General features: G+C 71.2%; 22 protein-coding genes. 13 read left to right on the top strand and 9 right to left on the bottom strand.

The annotated features are described in order from the left end of the window. The first annotated feature begins 7 nt into the window (after window positions 1–7). The 4 genes from MNOD_RS06580 to MNOD_RS06565 all read left to right on the top strand — a co-directional run bounded on the left by MNOD_RS06580 (window position 8) and on the right by MNOD_RS06565 (window position 4,762). A complete protein-coding gene (locus MNOD_RS06580) occupies window positions 8–1,240 on the top strand; it encodes an RNA polymerase sigma factor (RefSeq protein ID WP_425277504.1) in 1,233 nt (410 codons plus the stop codon). A 222-nt stretch (window positions 1,241–1,462) separates the two neighbouring features. After that, entirely contained in the window at window positions 1,463–2,281 is an 819-nt protein-coding gene (gene proC / locus MNOD_RS06575) for a pyrroline-5-carboxylate reductase (RefSeq protein ID WP_015928057.1), read from the top strand. A gap of 207 nt (window positions 2,282–2,488) precedes the next feature. Continuing rightward, the gene (locus MNOD_RS06570; RefSeq protein ID WP_015928056.1) at window positions 2,489–3,232 is read left to right on the top strand and encodes a TetR family transcriptional regulator; all 744 of its coding nucleotides are present in this window, start codon (window positions 2,489–2,491) and stop codon (window positions 3,230–3,232) included. A gap of 78 nt (window positions 3,233–3,310) precedes the next feature. Further along, window positions 3,311–4,762 (top strand): MmgE/PrpD family protein, encoded by a 1,452-nt coding sequence (locus MNOD_RS06565; RefSeq protein ID WP_015928055.1) that lies wholly within the window; start codon window positions 3,311–3,313, stop codon window positions 4,760–4,762. A gap of 98 nt (window positions 4,763–4,860) precedes the next feature. Here MNOD_RS06565 and MNOD_RS06560 read toward each other — a convergent pair whose 3' ends face one another. Beyond that, complete coding sequence (locus MNOD_RS06560) at window positions 4,861–5,208, bottom strand: DUF3088 domain-containing protein (RefSeq protein WP_015928054.1); 348 nt, start codon at window positions 5,206–5,208, stop codon at window positions 4,861–4,863. 194 nt (window positions 5,209–5,402) lie between these two features. On the opposite strand from MNOD_RS06560, the gene MNOD_RS06555 reads away from it, so the two are divergent. After that, complete coding sequence (locus MNOD_RS06555; RefSeq protein ID WP_015928053.1) at window positions 5,403–6,872, top strand: MDR family MFS transporter; 1,470 nt, start codon at window positions 5,403–5,405, stop codon at window positions 6,870–6,872. A 41-nt stretch (window positions 6,873–6,913) separates the two neighbouring features. Here MNOD_RS06555 and MNOD_RS06550 read toward each other — a convergent pair whose 3' ends face one another. Beyond that, a complete protein-coding gene (locus tag MNOD_RS06550) occupies window positions 6,914–8,329 on the bottom strand; it encodes an amidohydrolase (protein ID WP_015928052.1) in 1,416 nt (471 codons plus the stop codon). A gap of 243 nt (window positions 8,330–8,572) precedes the next feature. Between MNOD_RS06550 and MNOD_RS06545 the strand changes: the two genes are divergently transcribed. The 5 genes from MNOD_RS06545 (at window position 8,573) to MNOD_RS06525 (ending at window position 16,524) form a co-directional block, all read left to right on the top strand. Beyond that, complete coding sequence (locus tag MNOD_RS06545) at window positions 8,573–10,363, top strand: peptide ABC transporter substrate-binding protein (protein WP_015928051.1); 1,791 nt, start codon at window positions 8,573–8,575, stop codon at window positions 10,361–10,363. Window positions 10,364–10,390: 27 nt separating this feature from the next. After that, entirely contained in the window at window positions 10,391–11,350 is a 960-nt protein-coding gene (locus MNOD_RS06540; protein WP_015928050.1) for an ABC transporter permease, read from the top strand. Then, window positions 11,316–12,239: an ABC transporter permease gene (locus tag MNOD_RS06535; protein ID WP_015928049.1), complete on the top strand. Its 924-nt coding sequence runs from the start codon at window positions 11,316–11,318 to the stop codon at window positions 12,237–12,239. The genes MNOD_RS06540 and MNOD_RS06535 overlap by 35 nt, the downstream gene beginning before the upstream one ends. A 386-nt stretch (window positions 12,240–12,625) precedes the next feature. Further along, window positions 12,626–14,467: an ABC transporter ATP-binding protein gene (locus MNOD_RS06530; RefSeq protein ID WP_015928048.1), complete on the top strand. Its 1,842-nt coding sequence runs from the start codon at window positions 12,626–12,628 to the stop codon at window positions 14,465–14,467. Between the two features lie 239 nt (window positions 14,468–14,706). Next, window positions 14,707–16,524: a patatin-like phospholipase family protein gene (locus tag MNOD_RS06525; RefSeq protein ID WP_015928046.1), complete on the top strand. Its 1,818-nt coding sequence runs from the start codon at window positions 14,707–14,709 to the stop codon at window positions 16,522–16,524. Window positions 16,525–16,546: 22 nt separating this feature from the next. Here the strand turns inward: MNOD_RS06525 and MNOD_RS06520 are convergent, their stop codons facing one another. Both MNOD_RS06520 and flaF read right to left on the bottom strand, forming a co-directional pair. Beyond that, window positions 16,547–16,903 (bottom strand): hypothetical protein, encoded by a 357-nt coding sequence (locus tag MNOD_RS06520; RefSeq protein ID WP_015928045.1) that lies wholly within the window; start codon window positions 16,901–16,903, stop codon window positions 16,547–16,549. Window positions 16,904–16,972: 69 nt separating this feature from the next. After that, window positions 16,973–17,338, bottom strand: a complete 366-nt coding sequence (gene flaF / locus MNOD_RS06515; protein ID WP_015928044.1) for a flagellar biosynthesis regulator FlaF — start codon at window positions 17,336–17,338, stop codon at window positions 16,973–16,975. A gap of 150 nt (window positions 17,339–17,488) precedes the next feature. On the opposite strand from flaF, the gene MNOD_RS06510 reads away from it, so the two are divergent. Continuing rightward, entirely contained in the window at window positions 17,489–17,767 is a 279-nt protein-coding gene (locus MNOD_RS06510) for a hypothetical protein (protein WP_425277497.1), read from the top strand. Window positions 17,768–18,005: 238 nt separating this feature from the next. On the opposite strand, the gene MNOD_RS47940 is transcribed toward MNOD_RS06510, so the two are convergent. The 4 genes from MNOD_RS47940 to MNOD_RS06495 all read right to left on the bottom strand — a co-directional run bounded on the left by MNOD_RS47940 (window position 18,006) and on the right by MNOD_RS06495 (window position 20,033). Beyond that, window positions 18,006–18,152 (bottom strand): hypothetical protein, encoded by a 147-nt coding sequence (locus MNOD_RS47940; RefSeq protein WP_015928042.1) that lies wholly within the window; start codon window positions 18,150–18,152, stop codon window positions 18,006–18,008. 83 nt (window positions 18,153–18,235) lie between these two features. Continuing rightward, complete coding sequence (locus MNOD_RS06505) at window positions 18,236–18,562, bottom strand: hypothetical protein (RefSeq protein WP_015928041.1); 327 nt, start codon at window positions 18,560–18,562, stop codon at window positions 18,236–18,238. Between the two features lie 138 nt (window positions 18,563–18,700). Beyond that, window positions 18,701–19,222 carry a metallophosphoesterase gene (locus MNOD_RS06500; protein ID WP_015928040.1) on the bottom strand — a complete coding sequence of 174 codons (522 nt, stop codon included), beginning with the start codon at window positions 19,220–19,222 and terminating at the stop codon, window positions 18,701–18,703. Between the two features lie 49 nt (window positions 19,223–19,271). Then, the gene (locus MNOD_RS06495; protein WP_015928039.1) at window positions 19,272–20,033 is read right to left on the bottom strand and encodes an SDR family NAD(P)-dependent oxidoreductase; all 762 of its coding nucleotides are present in this window, start codon (window positions 20,031–20,033) and stop codon (window positions 19,272–19,274) included. Window positions 20,034–20,251: 218 nt separating this feature from the next. Here MNOD_RS06495 and MNOD_RS06490 point away from each other — a divergent pair, with 218 nt between their 5' ends. Beyond that, window positions 20,252–21,034 carry an endonuclease/exonuclease/phosphatase family protein gene (locus tag MNOD_RS06490; protein WP_043748209.1) on the top strand — a complete coding sequence of 261 codons (783 nt, stop codon included), beginning with the start codon at window positions 20,252–20,254 and terminating at the stop codon, window positions 21,032–21,034. Continuing rightward, the gene (locus MNOD_RS06485; RefSeq protein ID WP_015928037.1) at window positions 21,034–22,050 is read left to right on the top strand and encodes a lysylphosphatidylglycerol synthase transmembrane domain-containing protein; all 1,017 of its coding nucleotides are present in this window, start codon (window positions 21,034–21,036) and stop codon (window positions 22,048–22,050) included. The genes MNOD_RS06490 and MNOD_RS06485 overlap by 1 nt, the downstream gene beginning before the upstream one ends. On the opposite strand, the gene MNOD_RS06480 is transcribed toward MNOD_RS06485, so the two are convergent. Continuing rightward, complete coding sequence (locus tag MNOD_RS06480; protein ID WP_157091398.1) at window positions 21,992–23,422, bottom strand: phospholipase D-like domain-containing protein; 1,431 nt, start codon at window positions 23,420–23,422, stop codon at window positions 21,992–21,994. The genes MNOD_RS06485 and MNOD_RS06480 overlap by 59 nt on opposite strands. Window positions 23,423–23,646: the final 224 nt, after the last annotated feature.

The following is a 23,646-nucleotide window of genomic DNA, read 5'->3' as shown; positions in this document are numbered from 1 at the left end:
CGACTGGATGCACGGCGCGCTCGCCGCCGCCCGGCCGCGGGCGATGGGGGCGCTGCTGCGCTACTTCCGCGACCTCGACACCGCCGAGGAGGCCTTCCAGGAGGCCTGCCTGAAGGCGCTCGGCCACTGGCCGCGGCAGGGCCCGCCGCGGGACCCGGCCGCATGGCTGATCCTGGTCGGGCGCAACGCTGCCCTCGATGCCGGGCGGCGCAGCCGCCGCGAGGCGCCCCTGCCGGAGGAGGCCGAGCTCTCCGACCTCGACGACGCGGAAGCGGCGCTGGCCGAGCGGCTCGACGACGCGCATTACCGCGACGATATCCTGCGGCTCCTCTTCATCTGCTGCCATCCGGACCTGCCGGCGACGCAGCAGATCGCGCTCGCGCTGCGCGTCGTCTCGGGGCTCAGCGTCCGGCAGATCGCCCGCGCCTTCCTCGTCGGCGAGAGCGCCATGGAGCAGCGCATCACCCGGGCGAAGGCGCGGGTGGCGCAGAACCGGGTGCCCTTCGAGGCGCCGGGGCCGGCCGAGCGGGCCGAGCGCCTCGCCGCCGTCGCCGCCATGCTCTACCTCGTCTTCAACGAGGGCTACTCGGCCGACCGGGCGACGAGCCCGGCCCGGGCGCCGCTCTGCGACGAGGCGATCCGCCTCGGGCGCCTGCTGCTCCGGTTATTTCCGGCCGAGCCCGAGATCATGGGCCTCGTCGCCCTGATGCTGCTCCAGCACGCCCGCGCGGCGGCACGCTTCTCCGCCGCGGGCGAGATCGTGCTCCTCGACGACCAGGACCGCAGCCTGTGGGATTCCCGGATGATCGCGGAGGGCGTCGCCCTCCTCGACAAGGCGATGCGGCACGCGAGCCCCGGCCCCTACCAGGTGCAGGCGGCCATCGCCGCCCTGCATGCCCGCAGCCGGAATGCGGCGGAGACCGACTGGGCGCAGATCGACCGGCTCTATGCGACCCTCGAGATCATGCTCGCCTCGCCGGTCGTCACCCTCAACCGGGCCGTGGCGGTGGCGAAGCTCCGCGGGCCGGAGGCGGCGCTCGCGCTGATCGAGCCCCTGGCGCCGCGGCTGTCCGGCTATTTCCACTTCTTCGGCGTGAGGGGCGCGCTGCTCCTGCGGCTCGGCCGCCGCGACGAGGCGCGGGCCGCCTTCGACCGGGCGATTGCGCTCGCCCACTCCCCTGCGGAGGCCGCGCATATCCGCCAGCACCTCGACCGGCTGGAGGCGCAGGCGGGGGGATGATACCGACGGTCATTTCCAATGACCGTCGGTATCTCCGCTCTCGAATTTTCGCCAAGCCAAAGGCTTGGCATCGACAATGCGAGACAGGTCAACGGCCCGACGCGTGAGCATGCGCGTCAGCATCTTGGGCCGTCGGGATGAGGCCCGCGAAATCCCGCTGGCGGGAGCGGGCCGGTTCGGGATAGGCAGGCCCGCAAGGTTCCTCTCAAGCCCGGCCGCCGCATGACCGCCTCCGATCTCCCCGCCTCCCTCGTCCTCGTCGGCGCCGGCAAGATGGGCGGCGCCATGCTGGAGGGCTGGCTCGCGGGCGGCCTCGACGGGTCCCGCATCGCGGTGGTCGATCCCGGGGCCTCGCCCGATCTCACCGCCCTTTGCGGGCGCCACGGCATCGCCCTCAACCCGGAGGGCCTGACGCCGCCCGAGGCGCTCGTGCTGGCTATCAAGCCGCAGGGGCTGGAGGCGGCCTCCTCCGCGGTGGCGCCACTCGTAGGCCCCGACACCCTCGTCGTCTCGGTGCTGGCGGGCAAGACGGTGGCGAACCTCAAGGCCCGCCTGCCCCAGGCCCGGGCCGTGGTGCGGGCGATGCCGAACCTGCCGGCCAGCATCGGCCGGGGCGCCACCGGGGCGGCGGCGAGCCCCGAGACGAGCGAGCGCCAGCGCCGCATGGCCGACGCGCTCCTCTCAGGGATAGGCCTCGTGGAATGGCTCGCCGACGAGAGCCTGATCGACGCCGTGACGGCCGTCTCCGGCTCCGGCCCGGCCTATGTGTTCCTGCTCGCCGAGGCGCTGGCCGAGGCCGGCGCCGCCGCCGGCCTGCCGCCGGATGTCGCCGCCCGCCTCGCCCGCCAGACCGTGGCGGGCGCGGGCGCGCTCCTCGCCGAGAGCCCCCTCGAACCGGGGATCCTGCGCCAGAACGTGACCTCGCCGGGCGGCACCACCGCGGCGGCGCTCGGCGTGCTGATGGCGGCGGGCGGCCTCCCCGACCTGCTGCGCGCGGCCGTGGCGGCGGCCAAGAGCCGCTCGGCCGAATTGTCGGGGTGAGCGGTCCTCGCTGCTGGAACGCACATCCCGTCCTCCATCGAACCTGACCTGCGTGGACGCCGCCCCGCATCTTAGCATGAGGAGCGGGGCGGGTGCCGGGATGGGCAATCTCCCGCATCGCTACGACAGCCCGCCGCAGCGCCCACACCCTGCCGAATCGCCGCCAGCTCCCTACATCGGGAAGGGAAAATCGCACCGGAGCCGCGCATGGCCAGCAAGCCCACAACCGCCGCAGCGCCCGCCGCCGTGAATCCGCGGGAGGCGATCGTCGAGGCCCTGATGCGGCTCGCCGCCGAGCAGCCCTGGACCGACATCGAGATCACCGACATCGCCCGCGAGGCGGGGGTGAGCCTCGCCGAGTTCCGGGACCTGTTCCCGTCCAAGGGTGCGGTGCTCGGCGGCTTCTCCCGCATGATCGACAAGAAGGTTCTGGAGGGCACGACCGACGACCTCGTGGAGGAGCCCGCCCGCGAGCGGCTGTTCGACGTGCTGATGCGCCGCCTCGACGCGATGGCGCCCTACAGGACGGCTCTGCGCCGCATCGTCTTCGCGCTGCGCACCGACCCGCTCTCCCTCGTCGCCCTCAACGGCGTCGCCCTCAACTCGCAGCGCTTCATGCTGGCGGCGGCCGGGATCGACACCGAAGGGCCGCTCGGGCGCCTCAAGCTCCAGGGCGCGGTGATCGCCTTCGCGCGCACCCTGGAGACCTGGCTCGAGGACGACGACCCGTCGCTCGCCCGCACCATGGCCCGCCTCGACCGCGAGATCCGCAACGGCGAGCGCCTGATGGAGCGCGCCGAGGACCTGCGCCGCCTGACCGCGCCGCTCAGGGCGCTCGGCCGCTCGCTCATCACGCGCGGCAGCCGCCGGGCCCGCCGCCCCGCCCGCGACGTGGCCGACGACGACCGGCTCGACGGGGACCAGCTCGACGGGGATCGGGTGGCGATCTGAGGATCGCCCGGGGCCTCCCATGGCGCCCAGCTGGTGTTATGTCTACCAGCACAAGATAACGCCATCCGGGAGGACCCCATGCCCAGCATCGACCGCCGCGCGCTCATCGGGGCCGCGAGCCTCGCGCTCGCGGGGAGCGCCGCCCGGGCCGCACCGGAGCCGTCCGCCCCGCCGGCAGGGCCCGCCGCCGCCCGCGACGTCACCCGCACGCTCGCCCGCTACGTGGTCGATGCCCGCTTCGAGGACCTGCCCGAGCCGGTCCGGCGCGAGGGCACCCGCACCTTCCTCAACTGGGTCGGCGTCGCCATCGGCGGCTCGCATCACGAGACCCTCGACGTCGCCGTCGCGGCACTCCAGCCCTTCTCCGGCCCGCCCCAGGCCGGGCTGTTCGGGCGCTCCGAGCGCTTCGACATCATGAACGCCGCCTTCCTCAACGGCGTGTCGAGCCACATCTTCGACTACGACGACACCCACCTGAAGACTGTGATCCACCCGGCCGGCCCGGTCGCCTCGGCGATCCTGGCGCTGGCCGAGATGCGGCCGGTCTCCGGCCGCGACTTCCTCAACGCGCTGGTGCTCGGCGTCGAGACCGAGTGCCGGATCGGCAATGCGGTCTATCCCAACCACTACGATGTCGGCTGGCACATCACCGGCACGGCGGGCGTGTTCGGGGCCGCCGCCGCGGCCGGCAGGCTGATGGGGCTCACCGAGCAGCAGATGGTCTGGGCGCTGGGGCTCGCCGCCTCGCAGCCGGTCGGCCTGCGCGAGTCCTTCGGCTCGATGAACAAGAGCTTCAACCCGGGCCGGGCCGCCACCAACGGCCTCTTCGCGGCGATCCTGGCCTCGAAGAACTACACGAGCTCGGACGGGATGATCGAGGCCAAGCGCGGCTGGGCCAACACCATCTCGACCAAGCAGGACTACCGCGAGATCACCGAGGGGCTGGGCAGCCGCTACGAGGCGGCGCTCAACACCTACAAGCCGTTCGCCTGCGGCATCGTCATGCATCCGGCCATCGACGCCGCCGTGCAGTTGCGCAACGAGAACCGGCTCACCCCCGATCAGATCCGGCGCGTCGACCTCAAGGTGCATCCGCTGGTGCTCGAACTCACCGGCAAGACCGCGCCGCGCTCGGGGCTGGAGGGCAAGTTCAGCATCTATCACGCGGTGGCGGTGGCGCTCGTCGAGGGCGCAGGCGGCGAGAAGCAGTTCAGCGACCGGGCGGTGCGCGACCCCGTCATCGCGGCGCTGCGCGGGAAGGTGGTGCCGACCGTCACGCCCGGGGTGAAGCCCGAGCAGGTCGAGATGACGATCACGCTCGCGGACGGCCGCACGCTCTCGCGGCAGATCGAGCACGCGGTGGGCAGCGTCGAGAACCCGATGACCGATGCGGATCTGGAGCGGAAATTCGTGGATCTGGCCGAGGGCATCCTGCCCGACGCGCAGATCCGCCGGGTGATGGCCCTGTGCTGGGACATCGCCAATCTCAAGGATGCGGGCGACGTGGCGCGCGCGGGCGTGCAGGTCTGAGGGAGCCGCGGAGACCGGGGCGGTGGGCGGCGCCCCCGGTCCGCGGCGCGCGCCGTGAGGTCTTCGGGAAGGCCGCTCTGCCCTGTCGGGCCCGGCGCTCAGGGGTGAGGATCCGGAAAACCGTGACGCTCGCTCAGGGCCGCCAGGATCGCGTCCTTATCCGCGATGAAGCGGCGGCCCTGATGCGTGCCGGTCCGGAAACGGGAATCTGCGCCCTGCGCGAGGACGAGCAGCGGCAGCGACTGGTTGGCCTCGCCCACGAGCGCGATGACCGTCTCGCGCGGGCGAGGCCAGGCCACCCTCACGACGTCGAGCCGCCGCGCCAGATCCGGACAGGAGGCCAGCACGCCCTCCAGGAGGGCGCAGTGCCAGCAGTAGAAGGTCCGCCCCGGATAGACAGGGTCGATGAATCCCGGGGCGATCAGGAACAGACGATCTCTTTCCATGTTCACGGATTCCAAGACGATCCCGCGCGGGCGGGCGGTCCATCACCGCATGCGGTGAGCGCAGCCCTGCCCTGCCGGGAACCGGCGAGAGCATCGACAGACCTTGCAGACCGAGTCCACCAGTTTAGCTGATCGCTGCAGGGAGCTGGCGGCAGCCCCGGTGCCGGCCCCACCCTTTCCCGACTGGACGGATCATGTCCGCACTCCCGACCACCCGCCGCCCCTTCGTGATCGCGGCGGTGATGGCCTCCATGTTCATGGTCGCCATCGAGGCCACCATCGTGTCGACCGCGATGCCGCAGATCGTCGGGCAGCTCGGGGACCTGTCCCTCTACAGCTGGGTGTTCTCGTCCTTCCTGCTCACCCAGACCGCCGCCACGGTGGTGTTCGGCAAGCTCTCCGACGTCTACGGGCGCAAGCCCGTGATGCTCGCAGGGATCGGCGTGTTCCTGGCGGCCTCCCTGCTGTGCGGCTTCGCCCGCTCGATGCCCGCGATGATCGTCTTCCGCCTGCTCCAGGGAATCGGCGCGGGGGCGATCCAGCCGATCTCCCTCACCATCGTGGGCGATCTCTACAGCGCCGAGGAGCGCGGGCGCATCCAGGGCTTCCTGGCGAGCGTCTGGGCGGTCTCGGCGGTGATCGGGCCGCTCGCGGGCGGCTTCATCATCGAGCACGCCTCCTGGTCCTGGATCTTCTGGCTCAACCTGCCGGTCGGGCTTCTCGCCGCCGCGGGCTTCACCGTCTTCCTGCACGAGGGCGTCGCGCGGGAGCGCCGCCGCATCGATGCGGCGGGCGCCGCCCTGTTCACGGTGACGATCGGCGCCCTGATGGTCGCGCTGACGGAGGCCGGCGCCTCCGACGGCCGGGGCGCCGTGATGGCGGCTTGCGTGGCCGCCATCGGCGCGGTGCTGTTCGTCGTGCAGGAGCGGCTGGCGCCGGAGCCGGTGATCGCCTTCTCGGTCTGGAGCCGCCGGCCGATCGCGGCCTCGAACGGCTGCTCGCTGCTCGCCGGCATGGCGCTGATCGGGCTCACCACCTTCCTGCCGATGTACGTGCAGGGCGTGCTCGGGCAGACGCCCCTGGTGGCCGGTCTCGCCCTCACCGTCATGGTCCTCGGCTGGCCGATCGGCGCGACGCTCGCCGCCCGCAGCCTGAAGCGATTCGGCCTGCGCCCGATCCTGCTCACCGGGAGCCTGCTCCTGCCGCTCGGCGCGAGCCTCCTGCTGACGCTGGGCCCCGGTTCAGCCTCGCTGGTGGCCGGGCTCGCCTCGCTGGTGATGGGCTTCGGCATGGGGCTTCTCAGCACCGCCGCCCTGGTGCTGATCCAGGAGATCGTGCCCTGGTCGCAGCGCGGCAGCGCCACCGCCTCGAACGTCTTCGCGCGCAATCTCGGCAGCACGCTCGGCGCGACGGTCTTCGGTGCGGTGCTCAATCACGGCCTCGGCCATGCCGGCGCGGGCGTGAGCACCGACCAGCTCCAGCGGCTGCTCGCCAGCGGCGAGGCCGCCGCCGCGGGCTTCGCGGAGATCCGCACCGCCCTGCAGCAGGCGCTGCACCTCACCTTCTGGGCGATGTTCGCCATCGCGGTGGCGGGCGTCGTCCTGGCGAGCCTCGTCCCGCACGTGCCCCTCGGCCGGGCGCGGGGAACGACGCCGGCGGAGTAGACCGGCGGGATGCGCCCCGGAGGGGCCTAGCCCCTGGGGCCCTACTCCACCGACATCCGCAGCGGGGGCGCCACCTCCGGCGGCAGCGGCGAGACGTAGCCGCTCCCCGTGCGTGCCCTGAAGTCCGTCTTGGCGGCCTCCATCAGGTCCGGATCTGCGAGCATGGCGGCACCCGTCGCCGCCATGGCCTTGGCCACCTGCACCATCGCCTTGTGGGCGGCCGGGCTCTTGCCCTGGGCCACCACCTGCCAGGTGTGGAAGGGGGTGCCGATCGCCACGGTGGGCGCATGGGCCTGCACGGTCGGCACCACCCAGCTTACGTCGCCCACATCCGTCGAGCCGATCGCCGGGTTGCGCCTAGCGTCGGCGGGCACGAGGAAATCGGCGAGCGGCGCGTCGGTCGGCGCCATGCCGATGGTCCGGTAGACCGCCGCGATGTCGCTGCCCGAGAGCGTCGCCCGGATGGCGCGGGCGAAGGCGCGGTCCTCCTCATCGAAATGCGGGGGCCCGAGCTCCGCCATGACCCGCTGCAGGGTCTCTTCCAACGGCGTGTTGCCGACGAGGTCCGAGACCGCGCTGACGACCCGCATCTCCATCATGGTCTCGGTCATGAGGGCCGCGCCCTCGGCGATCTTGCGCACCCGCTCGACGAGTTCGAGCATGCCCGGCAGGTCGCGGGCGCGGATCGAGTAGCGCACCCGGGCATGGGCCTGGACGACGTTCGGGGCGATGCCGCCGGTATCGAGGAGCGCGTAATGCACCCGCGCGTCGCTCGGCATGTGCTCGCGCATGTAATTGACGCCGACATTCATCAGCTCGACGGCGTCCAGCGCGCTGCGCCCCAGATGGGGGGCCGCGGCCGCGTGGCTCGCCCGGCCGGTGAACACGAAATCGGCCCGGGTGTTGGCGAGCGCCAGGGGCGGCGCGACCTCCCAGAAGCTCGACGGATGCCAGGTGATGGCGACATCCGCATCCGCGAAGGCGCCGGCCCGCACCATGAAGGCCTTGGCGGCCCCGCCCTCCTCGGCCGGGCAGCCGTAATAGCGCACCCGTCCCGGCCGGCCCGTCTCGGCGAGCCAGTCCTTGAGGGCGGTGGCGGCGAGCAAGGCCGCCGCGCCGAGCAGGTTGTGCCCGCAGCCATGGCCGTGCCCGCCCGCCTCGATCGGCCGGTGCTCCGCCACGCCCGCCTCCTGGCTCAGGCCCGGCAGCGCATCGTACTCGCCGAGGAAGGCGATCACCGGCCCGCCCTCCCCCGCCTCGCCGACGAGGGCGGTGGGGATCCCGGCGACGCCCTCCGTGACCCGGAAGCCCTGGTGGCGCAGCTCGGCCGCATGGGCGGCGGCCGAGCGCGCTTCCGTGTAGCAGACCTCGGGCGTGCCCCAGACCTGGTCGCTCAGGGCGATCAGCCGGTCCTTGTGGGCGTCGACCTGCCGCCACAGGGCGTTGCGGTTGTCCATCGGATCCCTCCGGTTCGGGCCTGGGCGCCCCCGGGGCGCCTCCCAGATATGCAGGCCGGGGGCCCGTCTGCGGAGGCGGGCCGCCGCAGGGCTCCCGGGCGCCAAGCAGGCCCCCCGGGCCGGGATGTTGGCGCGAGACTTGTAAAGGGCTGGTCCGTAAAGCGCTGGCCCGCGCAGCGGGCCGCTTGCGGACGCCCGCGACTGGTGCATGCTGCCGGTGGTCGACACGAAAGGGCAAGGCCGATGAACGAGCAGGACCTGCGGAACCTGATCGGCGAGGTGAAGGACGGCCGGCTCTCGCGCCGCGGCTTCGTGCAGCGGATGGTGGCGCTCGGCCTCACCGCCCCGATGGCTGGCATGATGCTCGCACAGGAGGGCCTCGCCCAGGCGGCCGATCTGCGCGCCGCCTACAAGCCCGACAAGGCAGGCGGCGGCGGCCCGCTCAAGCTCCTGTTCTGGCAGGCCGCGACCCTCATCAACCCCCATTTCGCGGTCGGCACCAAGGACCAGGAGGGCTCGCGCATCTTCTACGAGCCGCTCGCGGCCTGGGACCCGGACGGCAACCTGTTCCCGATCCTGGCGGCCGAGATCCCGAGCCGCGAGAATGGCGGCGTCACGGCGGACGGCCGCTCCGTGACCTGGAAGCTCAAGCCCGGGGTGAAATGGCACGACGGCCGCCCCTTCACCGCCGACGACGTCGTCTTCAACTGGCAATATGCCGCCAACCCCGCCACCGCCGCGGTGACGTCGGGCAGCTACAAGGATATCAAGGTCGAGAAGATCGACGACCTCACGGTCAGGATCCTGTTCGACAGGCCGACGCCGTTCTGGGCCGACGCCTTCGTGTCCACCGCCGGGATGATCATCCCGAAGCACCATTTCGAGGCCTATATCGGCGAGAAGTCCCGCGACGCGCCCGCCAACCTCGCTCCGGTCGGCACGGGTCCCTACAAGTTCGTGGAGTTCCGCCCCGGCGACATCCTGCGGGGCGTGCGCAACCCCGACTACCACGTGCCCAACCGGCCCTTCTTCGACTCGATCGAGATGAAGGGCGGGGGCGACGCGGTCTCGGCCGCCCGCGCCGTGCTGCAGACGGCCGAGTACGACTACGCCTGGAACATGCAGGTCGAGGACGAACTCCTCAAGCGCCTCGAAGCCGAGGGCAAGGGGCGCGTCGAGATGTACTATGGCGGCAACGTCGAGTTCATCCTGCTCAACGCCACCGATCCCTGGACGGAGGTCGACGGCGAGCGCGCCTCGCTCAAGACGCAGCACCCCGCCTTCTCGGACCCGGCCGTGAGCAAGGCGATGCACCTCGTCGTCAACCGGACGGCGGTGCAGCAATTCATCTACGGCCGCACCGGCCGGGCGACCGCCAACATCCTCAATGGCCCGGAGATGTTCCGCTCGAAGAACACCTCCTTCGCATTCGACACCGACAAGGCGGCGCAGATCCTGGAGGAGGCCGGCTGGAAGAAGGGCGGCGACGGCATCCGCGCCAAGGACGGCAAACGGCTCAAATTCGTCTTCCAGACCTCGATCAACGCTCCCCGCCAGAAGACCCAGGCCATCATCAAGCAGTCCGCCCAGAAGGCCGGCATCGACATGGAGCTGAAATCGATCCCGGGCTCGGTGTTCTTCTCATCCGACGTGGCGAACCCGGACACCTATCCGCATTTCTACGCCGACATGCAGATGTACACCTGGAACATGACGCAGGCCGACCCGGCCGTGTTCATGCTGCAATACGTGTCCTGGGAGGCGGCCACCAAGGAGAACAAGTGGCAGGGCCGCAATGTCTGCCGCTGGCGCAACGCCGAGGCGGATGCCTGCTACCGCGCCGCTCAGGAAGAGCTCGACCTCGTGAAGCGCGCCGCCCTCTTCATCCGGATGAACGACATCGCGGTCTCGGAGAACGTGGTGCCGCTCCTCCACCGCGCCCAGGTCTCGGCCGTCAACGGCAAGCTCCGGTCGCCCCAGACCGGCTGGGACAGCTCGCTGGCCTACCTCGCCGAATGGTGGAAGGAGGCGTGAGCGCGACGCGAGCCTGGAGCGCCGCACATGGGCGCCTATCTCCTCCGCCGCCTCCTGATCGCGATCCCGAGCCTGATCGGGATCAGCCTGATCCTGTTCACCGTCCTGGCGCTCGCGCCGGGGGACCCATTCGGGGAACTCGCCACCAACCCCAACGTGCCGCCCGAGGTACGGGCGGCCTTGCGCACCAAGTTCGGCCTCGATGACCCGATCCTGGTGCGCTACCTGCACTGGCTCGCGGCGATGCTGCGGGGGGATTGGGGCTTCTCCTTCGCGAGCCGCATCGACGTCGACGTCCTGATCCTGCAGCGGCTGCCGACCACCCTGTTCGTCGTCGGCTCCTCGCAGGTGCTGGCGCTCCTGATCGCGCTGCCGGTGGGCATCCTGGCGGCGCTCAGGCCCTACTCGCTGCTCGATCAGGTGGCGAACACGCTCGCCTTCGTGGGCTTCTCGCTGCCGACCTTCTTCACCGGGCTGCTGTTCATCCTGCTGTTCAGCCTCAAGCTCGACTGGCTGCCCTTCGTCTACAACGCGGACATCGCGGCGACCGGCTGGCGCTGGTATTGGGAGCACGTCCGGCAGGCGATCATGCCGATCGCGGTGCTCGGCCTGTTCCAGGCCGCCTCCTACACCCGCTACGTGCGCGCTTCCGTCCTCGACGTGGCGCGCCTCGACTACGTCACCACGGCCCGCGCCAAGGGCCTGAGCGAGCGCGTGGTCACGCTGCGCCACATCGCCCGCAACGCGCTGATCCCGGTGGTGACCCTGGTGGCGCTGCAGATCCCGGCGGTGTTCGGCGGGGCCATCGTCACCGAGCAGATCTTCCGGGTGCCGGGCATCGGCTCGCTGCTCATCAACGCCATGCTCGCCAACGACACGCCGGTGGTGATGGCGGTGACCTTCGTGTTCGCCTGCCTCGTCGTGCTGTTCAACCTCGTCGCGGACCTCCTGTATGGCTGGCTCGACCCTCGCATCTCCTTCCGCTGAGGCGGCGGCCGCACCGGCCGCCTCGGGCCGGGACACCTGGCGGCGCTTCCGCCGCCACCCTCTGGCGGTGGGAAGCTGCGTGGTCCTCGCCGCGCTGGTGCTGGGGGTGGTGCTCGGCGGGCTCCTCTGGCCGGTCGCCATCGACGAGATCGACTTCTCGGCGATGCTCCAGGGCCCCTCGGCCCAGCACCCCTTCGGCACCGACGATCTCGGGCAGGATCTCCTCGCCCGCATGATCTATGGCGGCCGGATCTCGCTCGCGGTCGGCTTCGCGGCCATGCTGGTGGCGACGCTCGTCGGCGTGCTGGTGGGGGCGGTGGCCGGCATGTCGCGCCGCTTCCTCGACCCGGCGCTGATGTGGATGACCGACCTGTTCCTGTCCCTGCCGCAGCTGCCCCTGCTCCTCCTCGTCATCTATCTGTTCCGCGACCGGCTGAAGGAGGTGTTCGGGATCGAGGGCGGCGTGTTCGTGATGATCGTCGCGGTGATCGGGGGCCTGCGCTGGATGCCGGTCGCGCGGCTGGTGCGGGCGCAGTTCCTGTCCCTGCGCGAGAAGGAATTCGTGGAGGCGGCCCGCGCGCAGGGCGCGGGGCCCTGGCATCAGGTGACGCGCCACATCCTGCCGAACGCGCTCGGGCCGGTGATCGTGGCGGCGACGATCGAGGTCTCGGCGGCGATCATCGCCGAATCGACCCTCTCGTTCCTCGGCCTCGGCTTCCCGCCCGACATCCCGACCTGGGGCCGGCTCCTGTTCGACGCCAAGGACCATCTCGACGTGGCGCCCCACTGGGCGCTGTTTCCCGGCGCGGCGATCTTCCTGACCGTGCTGTCGATCAACTTCATCGGCGACGGCCTGCGCGACGCGCTCGACCCGCGGCGGGTGCTGTGAGGGCCTGTGTCCACGATCCGATCCCGGCGGGCGCTTCGGCATGAGGCCGATCTGGCCTCCACGCATGTCATACGGTTTCCGGTTGATTCCTTCCGAGACGAGTCTGCGCGGGGAACCCCTCTCCCGTGCGGGAGAGGGGCAGGCGATCGAAGATCGCGCGTGAGGGTCCAGGTGGTTCAGCAAGAAGATGGAACCGGCCCGCTGCCAGCACTGCCGTCAGAGCTTTACTGCGGCAGGGTCCGGGACCCTCACCCCTACCCCTCTCCCGCACGGGAGAGGGGATCCCGCGCCCTCTTGTCTCCGAACGGATCAACCGGAAGCCGTCTCAGTTTCGATTTAGGGACGAAGCGGCCTCCAGCACCGCCAATGACCTGTCCGGAGCCCCCATGACCCCGATCCTCTCCGTCCGGAACCTCGCCACCGCCTTCCGGGTGGAGGGGGCATGGCGCCCGGTGGTGCACGGAGTCTCCTTCGACATCGGCCCGAAGGAGACCGTGGCGCTCGTCGGCGAATCCGGCTCGGGAAAGAGCGTCACGGCGCTCTCGCTCATGCGGCTGACGCCGCGCGATGCGAGCCGCATCACCGGCGAGGTGCGGCTCCAGGGCCGCGACCTCCTCGGGCTGCCCGAGGCCGAGATGCGCAAGATCCGGGGCGGCGACATCGCGATGATCTTCCAGGAGCCGATGACGAGCCTCAACCCGGTGCTCACCGTCGGCTTCCAGATCGCCGAGGCGCTCATGGCCCATCACGGCCTGTCGCGGACGCAAGCCGAGGCCGAGACCGTGCGGCTCTTCGACAAGGTCCGCATCCCGGCCGCCGCCTCGCGAGTCCACGATCACCCGCACCGCTTCTCGGGCGGCATGCGCCAGCGGGTAATGATCGCCATGGCGCTCGCCTGCCGGCCGAAGCTCCTCATCGCGGACGAGCCGACGACTGCCCTCGACGTCACCATCCAGGCCCAGATCCTCGACCTCATCAAGCTCCTCCAGGACGAGGAGGGGATGTCGGTCCTGTTCATCACCCACGACATGGGCGTGGTGGCGGAGATCGCCGACCGCACCGTGGTGATGCTGGACGGGCGGGCGGTGGAGAGCGGACCGACCGAGGAGATCTTCCGCCGCCCGACCCATCCCTACAGCCGGGCGCTGCTCGCCGCCGTGCCGGCGCTCGGCGCCATGGGGGACCGCGCCCAGCCGGCCCGCTTTCCGGTGGTCGACCGCGTCACCGGCGAAGCTTTGGCGCCGGCGGAGAGCGCCGACACGGTGGTGGCCGGGCGGCCGGTGCTGGAGGTGAAGGGCCTCACCACCCGCTTCGAGATCCGCGGCGGGCTCTTCGGGCGCCTGCGCGGGCGCGTCCACGCGGTCGAGAACGTATCGTTCGACTTGCAAGCCGGCGAGACCCTGGCCCTGGTCGGCGAGTCGGGCTGCGGCAAGTCCACCACCGGCCGCTCGGTGCTGCGCCTGATCGAGCCGCAATCCGGCTCGGTGCTGCTCGACGGGGAGGACATCCTGGCGCTCGGGCCCGGCTCCTTACGCGAGCGGCGCCGCCGCATGCAGATGATCTTCCAGGATCCCTTCGCGAGCCTCGACCCGCGCATGAGCGTCGGCGCGGCCATCGCCGAGCCGCTCCTCATCAACCGCCTCGCCTCGCGCCGGGAGGCGCAGGCCCGCGCCGCGGACCTCCTGACCCGCGTCGGGCTCAAGCCCGAGATGGCCGGCCGCTTCCCGCACGAATTCTCCGGCGGCCAGCGTCAGCGCATCTGCATCGCCCGGGCGCTGGCGCTGGAGCCGCGCCTGATCGTGGCCGACGAATCCGTCTCGGCCCTCGACGTCTCGGTGAAGGCGCAGGTAGTCAATCTGCTCCTCGACCTGCAGGCGAGCCTCCGGCTCGCCTACCTGTTCATCTCGCACGACATGGCGGTGGTGGAGCGGGTGAGCCATCGGGTCGCCGTGATGTATCTCGGCGAGATCGTGGAGATCGGCCCTCGCGCCGCGATCTTCGGCGCGCCCCGGCATCCCTACACGAGGAAGCTCCTCGCCGCCGTGCCGGTGCCGGATCCCGCCCGGCGCCGCAGCCGCCACGGCGTGCGCGCCGACGAGATCCGCAGCCCGATCCGACCGGTGGATTATGAGCCGCCCGAGCGCCGCTACCGGGAGGTCTCTCCCGGCCATGTGGTTCAGGAATGGGGCCCGGAATGGGAGGAGACCGGGGTTCCGGCGGCGGCGTAGCCGCCCGGCGGGATCCCCTCTCCCGAGTGGGAGAGGGGATCCCGCGCGTCCTCGTCTCGGAACAGATCAATCGAAAATCGTATGACAAGCATGCGTGCCACTCCGCAGTCTGAATGCAGCCTTCAGCATTCGGTCCGACACATGACGGTGTATTGATACCGAAATAAACGATTACCGGCACTTCAGGATATATGTATATTGTGATCCACCAAATTGATTCGAGATTTGGGAGGATCGCGATGGATGACGGGTTCGAGATCGGCTTCGTCATGGCCGGTGCGATCTCGGCGGGGGCCTATTCGGCCGGGGTGATGGATTTCATCACCGAGGCGCTCGACGCCTACGAGGAGGCGTGCATGACGGGATTCGTCACGAACGGGTCCCGGCAGGAGGCCTGGGACGGCCCCACGCATCGCGTCCGGGTTCCGGTGATCGCCGGCGCATCGGCGGGCGGCATGACGGCCGCGATCACCAGCCTGTGCTGGTTCACCGACCTCACGCATGTCGGTCCGGGGGAGCCGCCCGGGCCTGAGGCGAACCGGCTCTATGCAAGCTGGGTCCGGGAGATCGACATCGCGCCGCTGCTCGATCCGGGGGGTCTCGACGACGGCGTGCTCTCCGTCCTGAACTGCGCCATCCTCGACCGGATCGTCGAGAACACGCTGCGGGCCGAGCGTCGGCGCAGGAGCCGATCCTGGCTCGGGCGCGGCGCCACCCGCGACGTGGCCCTGATCATGACGGCCTCGAACCTCCGAGGTGTCCCGTACGCCTTCAAGCTCTTCGGAGAGGACAAGGACGAATTCTACGGCATGCTGAACCACGGCGACGCCATGCGGTTCATGGTCGGAAGCCGGCCGATGGACGCCCCCCCGGACAGGGTGGCGGGCTTCTTCTCCCTGAACACCGACGAATTGCCGCTGCGCGGCGCTCTCGACCCGTCGAGCCGCTGGTTCCTGCTCAAGCAGGCGGCGCTGGCGACCGGCGCCTTTCCGATCGGCCTGCAGGCCCGGCTGCTGAAGAGGCAGTTCAGCGATTACCAAGTCAACTCGCCGGTCGAATACCAGGACGAGAAGGGGCAACGCCACACCATCCTGCCTCACGTCGAGACGCCCCCGGCCGAGTACGACTTCATCGCCGTGGATGGCGGCGTGATCGACAACGAGCCCTTCGAGATCGCGCGGCGCTATCTGGCCGCGGGCGCCGGCCAGAACAACCGCAACGCTGCCCAAGCCAGCAAGGCGATGATCCTGGTCGATCCGTTCCCGAACCATGCGAGTCTGCCGCAGGGGCCGGGCCGCGAGGATCTGCGCCTGACCAGCGTGGTCCCGCATTTCCTCGGCACCCTGGTCGATCAGGCGCGCTTCAAGCCGGAAGAGCTGGCCCTCGCGCAGAACGACCGCGTGTTCTCGCGCTTCGCCATCGTGCCGAGCCGCCCGACCCGGAACGACCCCACGCCGAAGCACCCGATCGCCTGCGGCATCCTCGGCGGGTTCGGCGGGTTCCTGCACGAATCCTTCCGGCGGCACGACTACCTGCTGGGCCGCCGCAATGCCCAGGCCTTCCTGCGCTGGAACTTCATGCTGGGCGAGAGCAACCCGCTCTTCGCCGATTTCGTGCGCCAGCGCGGAGACCAAGCGAGGAAGTGGTACGTCAAGCAGGCCCCGGACGGGGTGCGCAGCATCGCTCCCGGCGAGGATGCGGGAGCGGCGGATGCCCTGGTGTTCAGATCCGTCGAGGGGCAGGAGCAGGAGAGGGCCTTCCCGATCATCCCGCTGACCCCGCGCATGCAGACGCCGATCGAGATCCCGGCTCCAGACCTGCCCGATCCGGATGCCGTCGACCTCGCTGCCCTCGGCCAGCGGCTGCGGGCCCGCCTCTCTGCGGTGACGGGCGCCCTGCTCCGGCACGACCTGCCGGACATCATCGATCTCGGCCTCATCGGGCTGGCATCGAGCTATCCCGCCCAGCACTACATCGCCATGCTGGGAAAAGAACTCGCCCTGAAGACGATCCGGCAGGGGCTGGGCGATCTTCGCGCCGCCTTCCCCCGCGGCTGAGCGCGGCCCGGAGGCCGCACCCTCACGAGGCCCGGGGCCAGGGCTCCGCCGCAGCCGGGCGGCGGCGCCACGGCCTGCTCAGCAGGACGAAGGCTAAGAGGACGCCTGCCGCGTACCAGCCGTGCAGGCTCTCGTAGCCGGCTTCCGGCGACCAGGCGAAGCCGCCGAGGAAGACGTAGCCGACCACTGTCCCGAGGCTGCGGAAGGTCAGGATCCAGGGATGCTGCAGGATGGGGTCCTGCGCGTACCAGGCCGTCGCCACGCCGCCGAGGGCGTAGAGGACGCCGCCGAGGGGCAGGCCCAGGAACAGGGACAGCACCGCGCGCAGGAACAGGGTGGGCCAGTCGCGGCGGGTCAGGGACGCGGATGCCTCGCTCATGCGCAGGACTTCTCCCATTCGCCGCGGCGGGACAAGGGGGGCGCTGTCCGGCCCGAGGCGGCCGGGCGGTCAGGGATTGCCGCGCAGCCCGCTCGCGATCTCGCGGTTGATGCGGATGAGCGCCGTCAGCTTCTCGGCCGCCGGCTCGACCATGGCGTCGAAGGTGCGGGTGAACACGAAGGCGCCGAGCCGGGCCATCGACTGCTTGAGCTCCGGCGGGAGCGGGGCGTCGGGCTCCGTGGCCGCGGTCGAGAGCAGCGTCCAGACCTTCTGGTTGAAGGTGAGCGCCTCGTTGAGCCCCGCCTGCTGCTCGGCCCAATTGTCCTGGACCGCCTGAAGGCGCGCCGCCGCCTTGATGAGGACCGCCGCCTCCGCCTCGCGGGGCGTCAGCGCCACCTGAGAGACCTTAGCGTAGGCGTGGGCTCCATAGCTCATCGGGTGCGGTTCCTCGGGACCGGATCGAAGCGGTCGCGAATCGATCGCACGAGAGCGTTAAGCTTGAGTTGTGGAGGCGTCGGCCAGCATGGGGCCGAGCAGGCGCAAAGGATCCTGCCTTGAAAAGGATCCTGCCCTGAAACCGCTACGATGTCGGATCATGCACCGGCCACCATGCTGAACTTCGTGCTCGGCGCCGTTGCGGGCGCCCTGATGGCTGTCGTCGCGACGATTGCGGCGGTGCGCAATCCGGATGTCCAGGTCCGGATGGGCCTGGTGCGGCCCGAGCCGCCCGTGGTTCAGCTGCGCCGCTCGGAGCCCGTCTGCCCGCCGGCACCCGCGGCATCGACCATGGCCGGCATGGCGCCCGTGGGGCAGCCCGAGATGCTCTTCGCCCGGCGGCGTTTCTGGTCGGTGGCGCCGCGCTGACCCGCTTGCGGTCCGGGCAATCCCGATCCGGCATCCGGATGGAGGCAGGGCCGGCCTCATATCAACGGGCCTTGAAAAGGGCCGTTGGGAATCAGTTCACCACCGGCCGGGCTGACCCTGACGGATGAAACCGCGGCTGAATGAGCGCTCCCGTCCATGGCACCCAACTCCGCTCCTCATGCTGCGGCTGCACCGCAGCATGAGGAGCGGGGCGGCTTCCACGCAGGTCAGGTTCGATTCAGAGGGTGCTGAGCAGGACCATCACGACGGTCGCCGCCGCCGTCGAGCCGAGGAAACCGCACAGGGCTGCCGCAAAGGAGTGCGCGCCCGGCACGGCGGCATCGACGCGGGGAGCGGATTCGGTGCGGAACGGATCGGCGTTCATGGATCTCTCCTGCGGGAGGGGCTGTCGTTGAGGGAAGGAATGCTGCCGCGACGGCTTGGCCGTCCGTGCGATGGCACACGCGGTCAGTCGCAGCGGAAGGCGCGTTTCTCCAGGCGCACGGAGCGGAGCGCACCGCGCAGGTCGATGGCCGCGAGGCCGGCCCCGCACTCCTCGAACCGGTCCCGGGCATCCTCGTAGCGGTCCTCGACATCGCCGAGCGTGTCGCAGACCCTGTCGCGGTCGCCGATCCGGGCCTCCTGGCGAGCCTGGAAGCGCAGGGCCGCGGCCTCCTCCATCTTGCGGTGGGCGGGCCCGCAGGTGGCCGGCTGGGCCAGGACGGGGCTCGCGGCGAGGGCGAACAGCAGCGCGGCTGCAAGCGGGGAGAAGGCAGGGCGAAGCAGGGTCGTCATCGCGGAACTCGATCGGGAATGGGAGCCGCCACCGCGGCAATCAGCCCCCGGCGAGGAGGCTTGCTGCGCGGCCCGGAGAGGCAAGCGGGAAACGGTGACGCCCGGCGACGGTTCCGCCTTTTCCTGCCGCGATGACGGTCAGCCCCGCGGCGGGCCCGAGCGCCTGCGGCGGGAGGCGAGGAGCGTCTCGAGGGTGACGGGCCGGTAGTCCCAGGCATCGACGCCGACATCGAACTGCCGGGTCATGGCTTTAAGCTTGCCGTGCGAATGGCCGTGCAGGTCGATGACCCCGCGGCCCATGCGGTTCCAGGTCCGGAAGGCGTAGTGGCACAGCACGAGATGATGCCCGCCCTCGTCGATCTCGGCGTAATGCGCCACCGAGGCCCAGCCCGGCGCCCGCAGCGTGGCGGGGCCGTCGTTGTTGCCGACGATGAGGTGCTTGATCCCGTGGAGCGCCGCCAGCAGTGCCGCAATGCGCTCGGGCGGCGGCCCGAGGGCGAAGTCGCCGAGATGCCAGACCGTGTCGCCCGGCCCCACCGTCTCGTTCCAGCGGGCGACGAGGGCCGCGTCGTGCTCGGGAAGGCCCGGGAAGGGGCGCCGGTCGATGCGCAGCACCCGCGGATCACCGAAATGGGTGTCGCTGGTGAAGAACACGCTCATGCGTCCCCGCTCCTCCGGCGGCCTCCGCGCGAAGGCGGCGGGACGTCCCTCACCGCGCCTGCATGCGCAGCGCGCCGTCGAGCCGGATGACCTCGCCGTTCAGCATCGGGTTGTCGATGATCGCCATGACGAGCCGGGCATATTCCTCCGGCCGCCCGAGGCGCGGCGGGAAGGGCACCGCGGCGCCGAGCGAATCCTGCACCTCCTGCGGCAGCCCCTTCATCATCGGCGTCTCGAACAGGCCCGGGGCGATGGCGCAGACCCGGATGCCCGCGGGCGCGAATTCGCGCGCGGCCGGCAGGGTCAGGCCGACGATGCCCGCCTTCGAGGAGGCGTAGGCCGCCTGCCCGATCTGGCCCTCGTAGGCCGCGACCGAGGCCGTCGAGACGATGACGCCGCGCTCACCGCCCTCCAGCGGATCGAGGGCGAGGGCTCCCGCCGCCACGAGCCGCATCAGGTTGAAGGTGCCGATCAGGTTGATCTCGATCACGCGGGCATAAGCCGAGAGGTCGAGGGGGCCGTTGCGTCCGACGATGCGTCCGGCGGTCGCCACGCCCGCGCAGTTGACGAGGATCCGGGCCGGGCCGTGCGCCTGTGCGGCGCGGGCGACCGCCGCTTCGGCGCTCGCGGCATCCGAGACGTCGCAGACGAGCGCGAGCCCGCCGATCTCGCCTGCGACCGCGGCAGCGGCCTGCTCGTTGAGGTCGAGGAGCGCGACCCTGGCGCCCGCCGCTGCGAGCGCGCGGCCCGTCGCCGCCCCCAAGCCCGATCCGCCCCCCGTCACGATGGCCGCGATGCCCTGGACCTTCACGCGCTCCTCCCAGGCTGTCCTGCATGCCGGCTTAGAATCCGTCAGGCGCTTCTGGAAGCCCCTGACGGATTCTAAGTTATTGATCGATCGGATGTCCGGACGGAGAAAAGGTGCCGGGGAACCGGTATCCGCCTCGCCTGGACATCCTCTCGAGCCGAGCCGTGAACCGCAGCGGCGGCTTCGCCGTTGAACAGGCTTCAGTTCCAGGGTTCCGACGGGTGCTTCGCCTCATCACCTACAACGTGCGCCGCTGCCTCGGCATCGACGGACGGCTCTCGCCGGTGCGCATCGCCGAGGTGCTCGCCTCCTGCCGGCCGGACGTGGTGGCGCTGCAGGAGCTCGATGTCGGTCGGATGCGCTCCGGCATGGTCGACCAAGCCCACGCCATCGCGCAGCATCTCGGCATGAGGGCCCATTTCCATGCGGCCCTGCGCGTGATGGAGGAGGAGTACGGCAACGCCATCCTGACGGCACTGCCCTCGCGCCTCGTGCGGGCGGAGGCGCTGCCGGGGCTGCCGGACCGGCCCCATCTCGAACCGCGCGGGGCGCTCTGGGCCGCGATCACCGCGCATGACACGGAGATCCAGGTCATCGCCACGCATCTCGGCCTGCGCCGCCGCGAGCGCGCCCGGCAGGCGGAGGCCCTGCTCGGCTCCCGCTTCCTCTCCGACCCGGCCTGCCGCCCCCCGGTCGTGCTGGTGGGCGACCTCAATGCCGTGCCGCATTCCTTCGCCTACAGGCGCCTCGCCGGGCGCCTGTCCGACGCCCAGAGGGCCCCCGGGATGCCGCGCCGGCAGCGGACCTATCCGTCCGCCTGCCCGCTGCTGCGGCTCGACCACGTCTTCGTGAGCGAGGGCGTCACGGTGCGCCGGGTGGAGGTGGTGCGCGGGCCCCTCGCCCGCATCGCCTCCGATCATCTCCCGCTTCTCGTCGACCTGGAGGTCGCAGGCCCGCGGCCGGGAGCCGTCGCCCACCTCGGCGAACGGGCAGGGGCGGCCTGATGGGGGCGAGCGCATCGGCGCGGATTCAGGAGCGGGACCGGCGCCGCCGCCTCTGGACCCACGGCACCACCATCGCCGGCATCGCGCTCGGCGCCTTCCTCCTCTATCGCGTCCTCAGCGGCCACAGCTTCGCCGACCTCACCGCCGCCGTGCAGGCAATTCCGGCGAGCCGCCTCCTGGCGGCGGGCGCCTTCGCCGCTGGCAGCTATCTCTGCCTTACGGTCGGGGACTGGCTCGCCCTGCGGGCGATCGGCCGTCCCCTGCCCTACCGCTATGTGCTGGTCGCCGCCTTCGTGGCGCTCGGGGTGGGCCACAGCATCGGCCTGTCGGGCTTGAGCAGCGGCGCGATCCGCTACCGCTTCTACGCCCGCCGCGGCCTGACGCTGATCGAGAGCGCCAAGATGGTGCTGTTCTGCGGCCTCACGGTGGGGCTCGGGCTGATGGCGCTCGGGGCCGGGGCCCTCCTGCTCCAGCCCCGCCTCGCGCAGGACATCACCGGCCTCGGGCGGGGCGCGGTCGGGGCGGTGGCGCTCGCCTGCCTCAGCGGCGTCGGGCTCTATCTCGCGGCTTCCGTCTTCCTGCGCCGGCCGCTGCGCTTCCGGCGCTGGTCGATCGAGGTGCCGCCCTGGCCCCTCGCCCTCGCGCAGGTGGCGGTGGGCTCCGTGAACTTCGCCCTTGTCTCGGCCTGCCTGCACCAGATGCTCGGGGCGGTCTCGGACGTGGCGTATCTCGGCGTCGCCTCGGTCTTCGTGATCGCGAACGCGGCCGTGCTCGTCACCAACGTGCCGGGCGGGGTCGGGGTGATCGAGAGCGTGGTGGTGCACCTTCTCCCGAAGAGCGACGTGATCGGCCCGCTGCTGGCGTTCCGCTTCGTCTATTTCCTGGTGCCGCTGGGGCTCGGGCTCCTGGTCTTCGCCGGGGCCGAGATGGTGTTCCGCCGCCGCGAGGCGACCCGCGTCAGGTCCCGAACGGCCGCTCCGGGTCGAGCAGATCCGCGCCCAGCAGCGGGTCGATGAGGCCGTCCTCCGCGGGCACGTCGAAGACGCGCAGGCCCCGCTTGCCGCCGTTGAGCGAAGCGATCGCCCGCACGAGCGAGCCCTCGGCCCGGATCGCCGCCGTCACGGCCTCCGGCGCGACGCCGAGATGCTCGGCGAGGAGCCGGTCGCGCAAGGCGGCGATGGTGCGGCGCGTTGCCGGGTCGCGGCCCTCGATGGCGAGATCGCACTCGGTGTCGAGGGCCACCGAGCGGTTGTTGAGGTTCGACGAGCCGACGCGTAGCGCGACGTCGTCCACGATGACGAGCTTCGAATGGACGAGCACCTGGCAGTCGCCGTCCGGCCCCGGCACCACCGGATAGGCGACGAAGAGGCGGCCGAAGCGGTCGGCCGCCTGCAGGCGCCGGATGATCTGGTCGCGCGGCGCACCCATGGCGAGGCGCTCCGCCAGGCCGTGGGAGCGTCGGGTGAGCACCACGACGATGTCCGGCCCGTCCGGCCGGTCGAGCTGTGCGGCGAGCACCTCCTCGACGAACCGGGCCGTGAGGTACTGCGCCTCGATGGAGATGTGGTGGCGGGCGCGTCCCAGCATGTCGGCGGTGAGGGCCGCCGCCTCCTCCACGGAGGGCTGGCCTTCGAGGGCGGGCATGGTGCGGGCGATCGCGACCGGCACCTCGGTGAAGTCGGGATCGAGCCCCCGGGGCCAGATCGGACCGGCCTCGGCGGGCGCCCACGCCTCGCCGGTCGCCGCCTGCCAGCGCGCCCGCACGAGATCGCCGACGGCCCGGGCCGCCTCCCCGTCCACCGCCATGTGGGTGTCGTGCACCGGCCCGTAGGGTTCGCCGTCGGGGTCGATCCGGCGCGGATCCTCGGCCGGGTGAGCGGGCGTGTCCCAGCGCTGGATCGTGAGGTCGATGCCGCCCACGAAGGCGACGGAATCGTCGATGCAGACGATCTTCTGGTGGTGGGCCGCATAGAGGGGGTGGCACGTGTCGAGCTTCACCCGGATGCGGGGGTGGCGCTGCCACTCCGCCCCGAACAGGAGCGGCAGCGCCGCGCCCGGCCCGTGCAGCGTGCCGACGCTCCAGACCAGGATGCGCAGCTCCAGATCGGGCCGGGCCTCCACGAGGTCGCGCAGGAAGGGGCCGAGCGGAGGCGCGGCGGCGTCATCCTCCCGCAGGCGGATGCGCCCGTCGAAATCCCATCCGACGATGGTGATGGTGCGCGTCGCCTGCCGCAGCGCGTCGTCGAGCGCGGCGAAATAGGCCGCAGCATCGACGAGCAGGGCGGCGCGGCGCGCCCGTGCGACCTGCCAGCAGTTGCGGCCGGGTTCGAACAGGGTCGGTGGCAGGCCGACCGGCGCGGCCTCCGCGAGCGCATGATCCATCCTCATCGCAACGACTGACGATCTCCTATCGGCAGGCGGCAGGGCGGGTCTCCGGCCCCGCATGGAGCCGCGTCGCCGCGGCTCCCCATCGAGAACCCCCGAGCGGCCGGAGCGTTGCAGGCAGCCTTTGCCCCCGCACCGCGACCGTGGCCGCAGCCGGGGCGGCCGCATGCCGCACCGCAAAACCTCGATCCGCGCAGATGAACCCACTGCAACGGCAGCCCTTGTTC

Origin of the sequence: Methylobacterium nodulans ORS 2060 (assembly GCF_000022085.1) — a bacterium.
GTDB classification, from domain to species: Bacteria; Pseudomonadota; Alphaproteobacteria; order Rhizobiales; family Beijerinckiaceae; genus Methylobacterium; species Methylobacterium nodulans.
The sequence above is the reverse complement of the archived record's forward strand: the minus strand, read 5'-3'. Positions and strand labels throughout refer to the sequence as shown.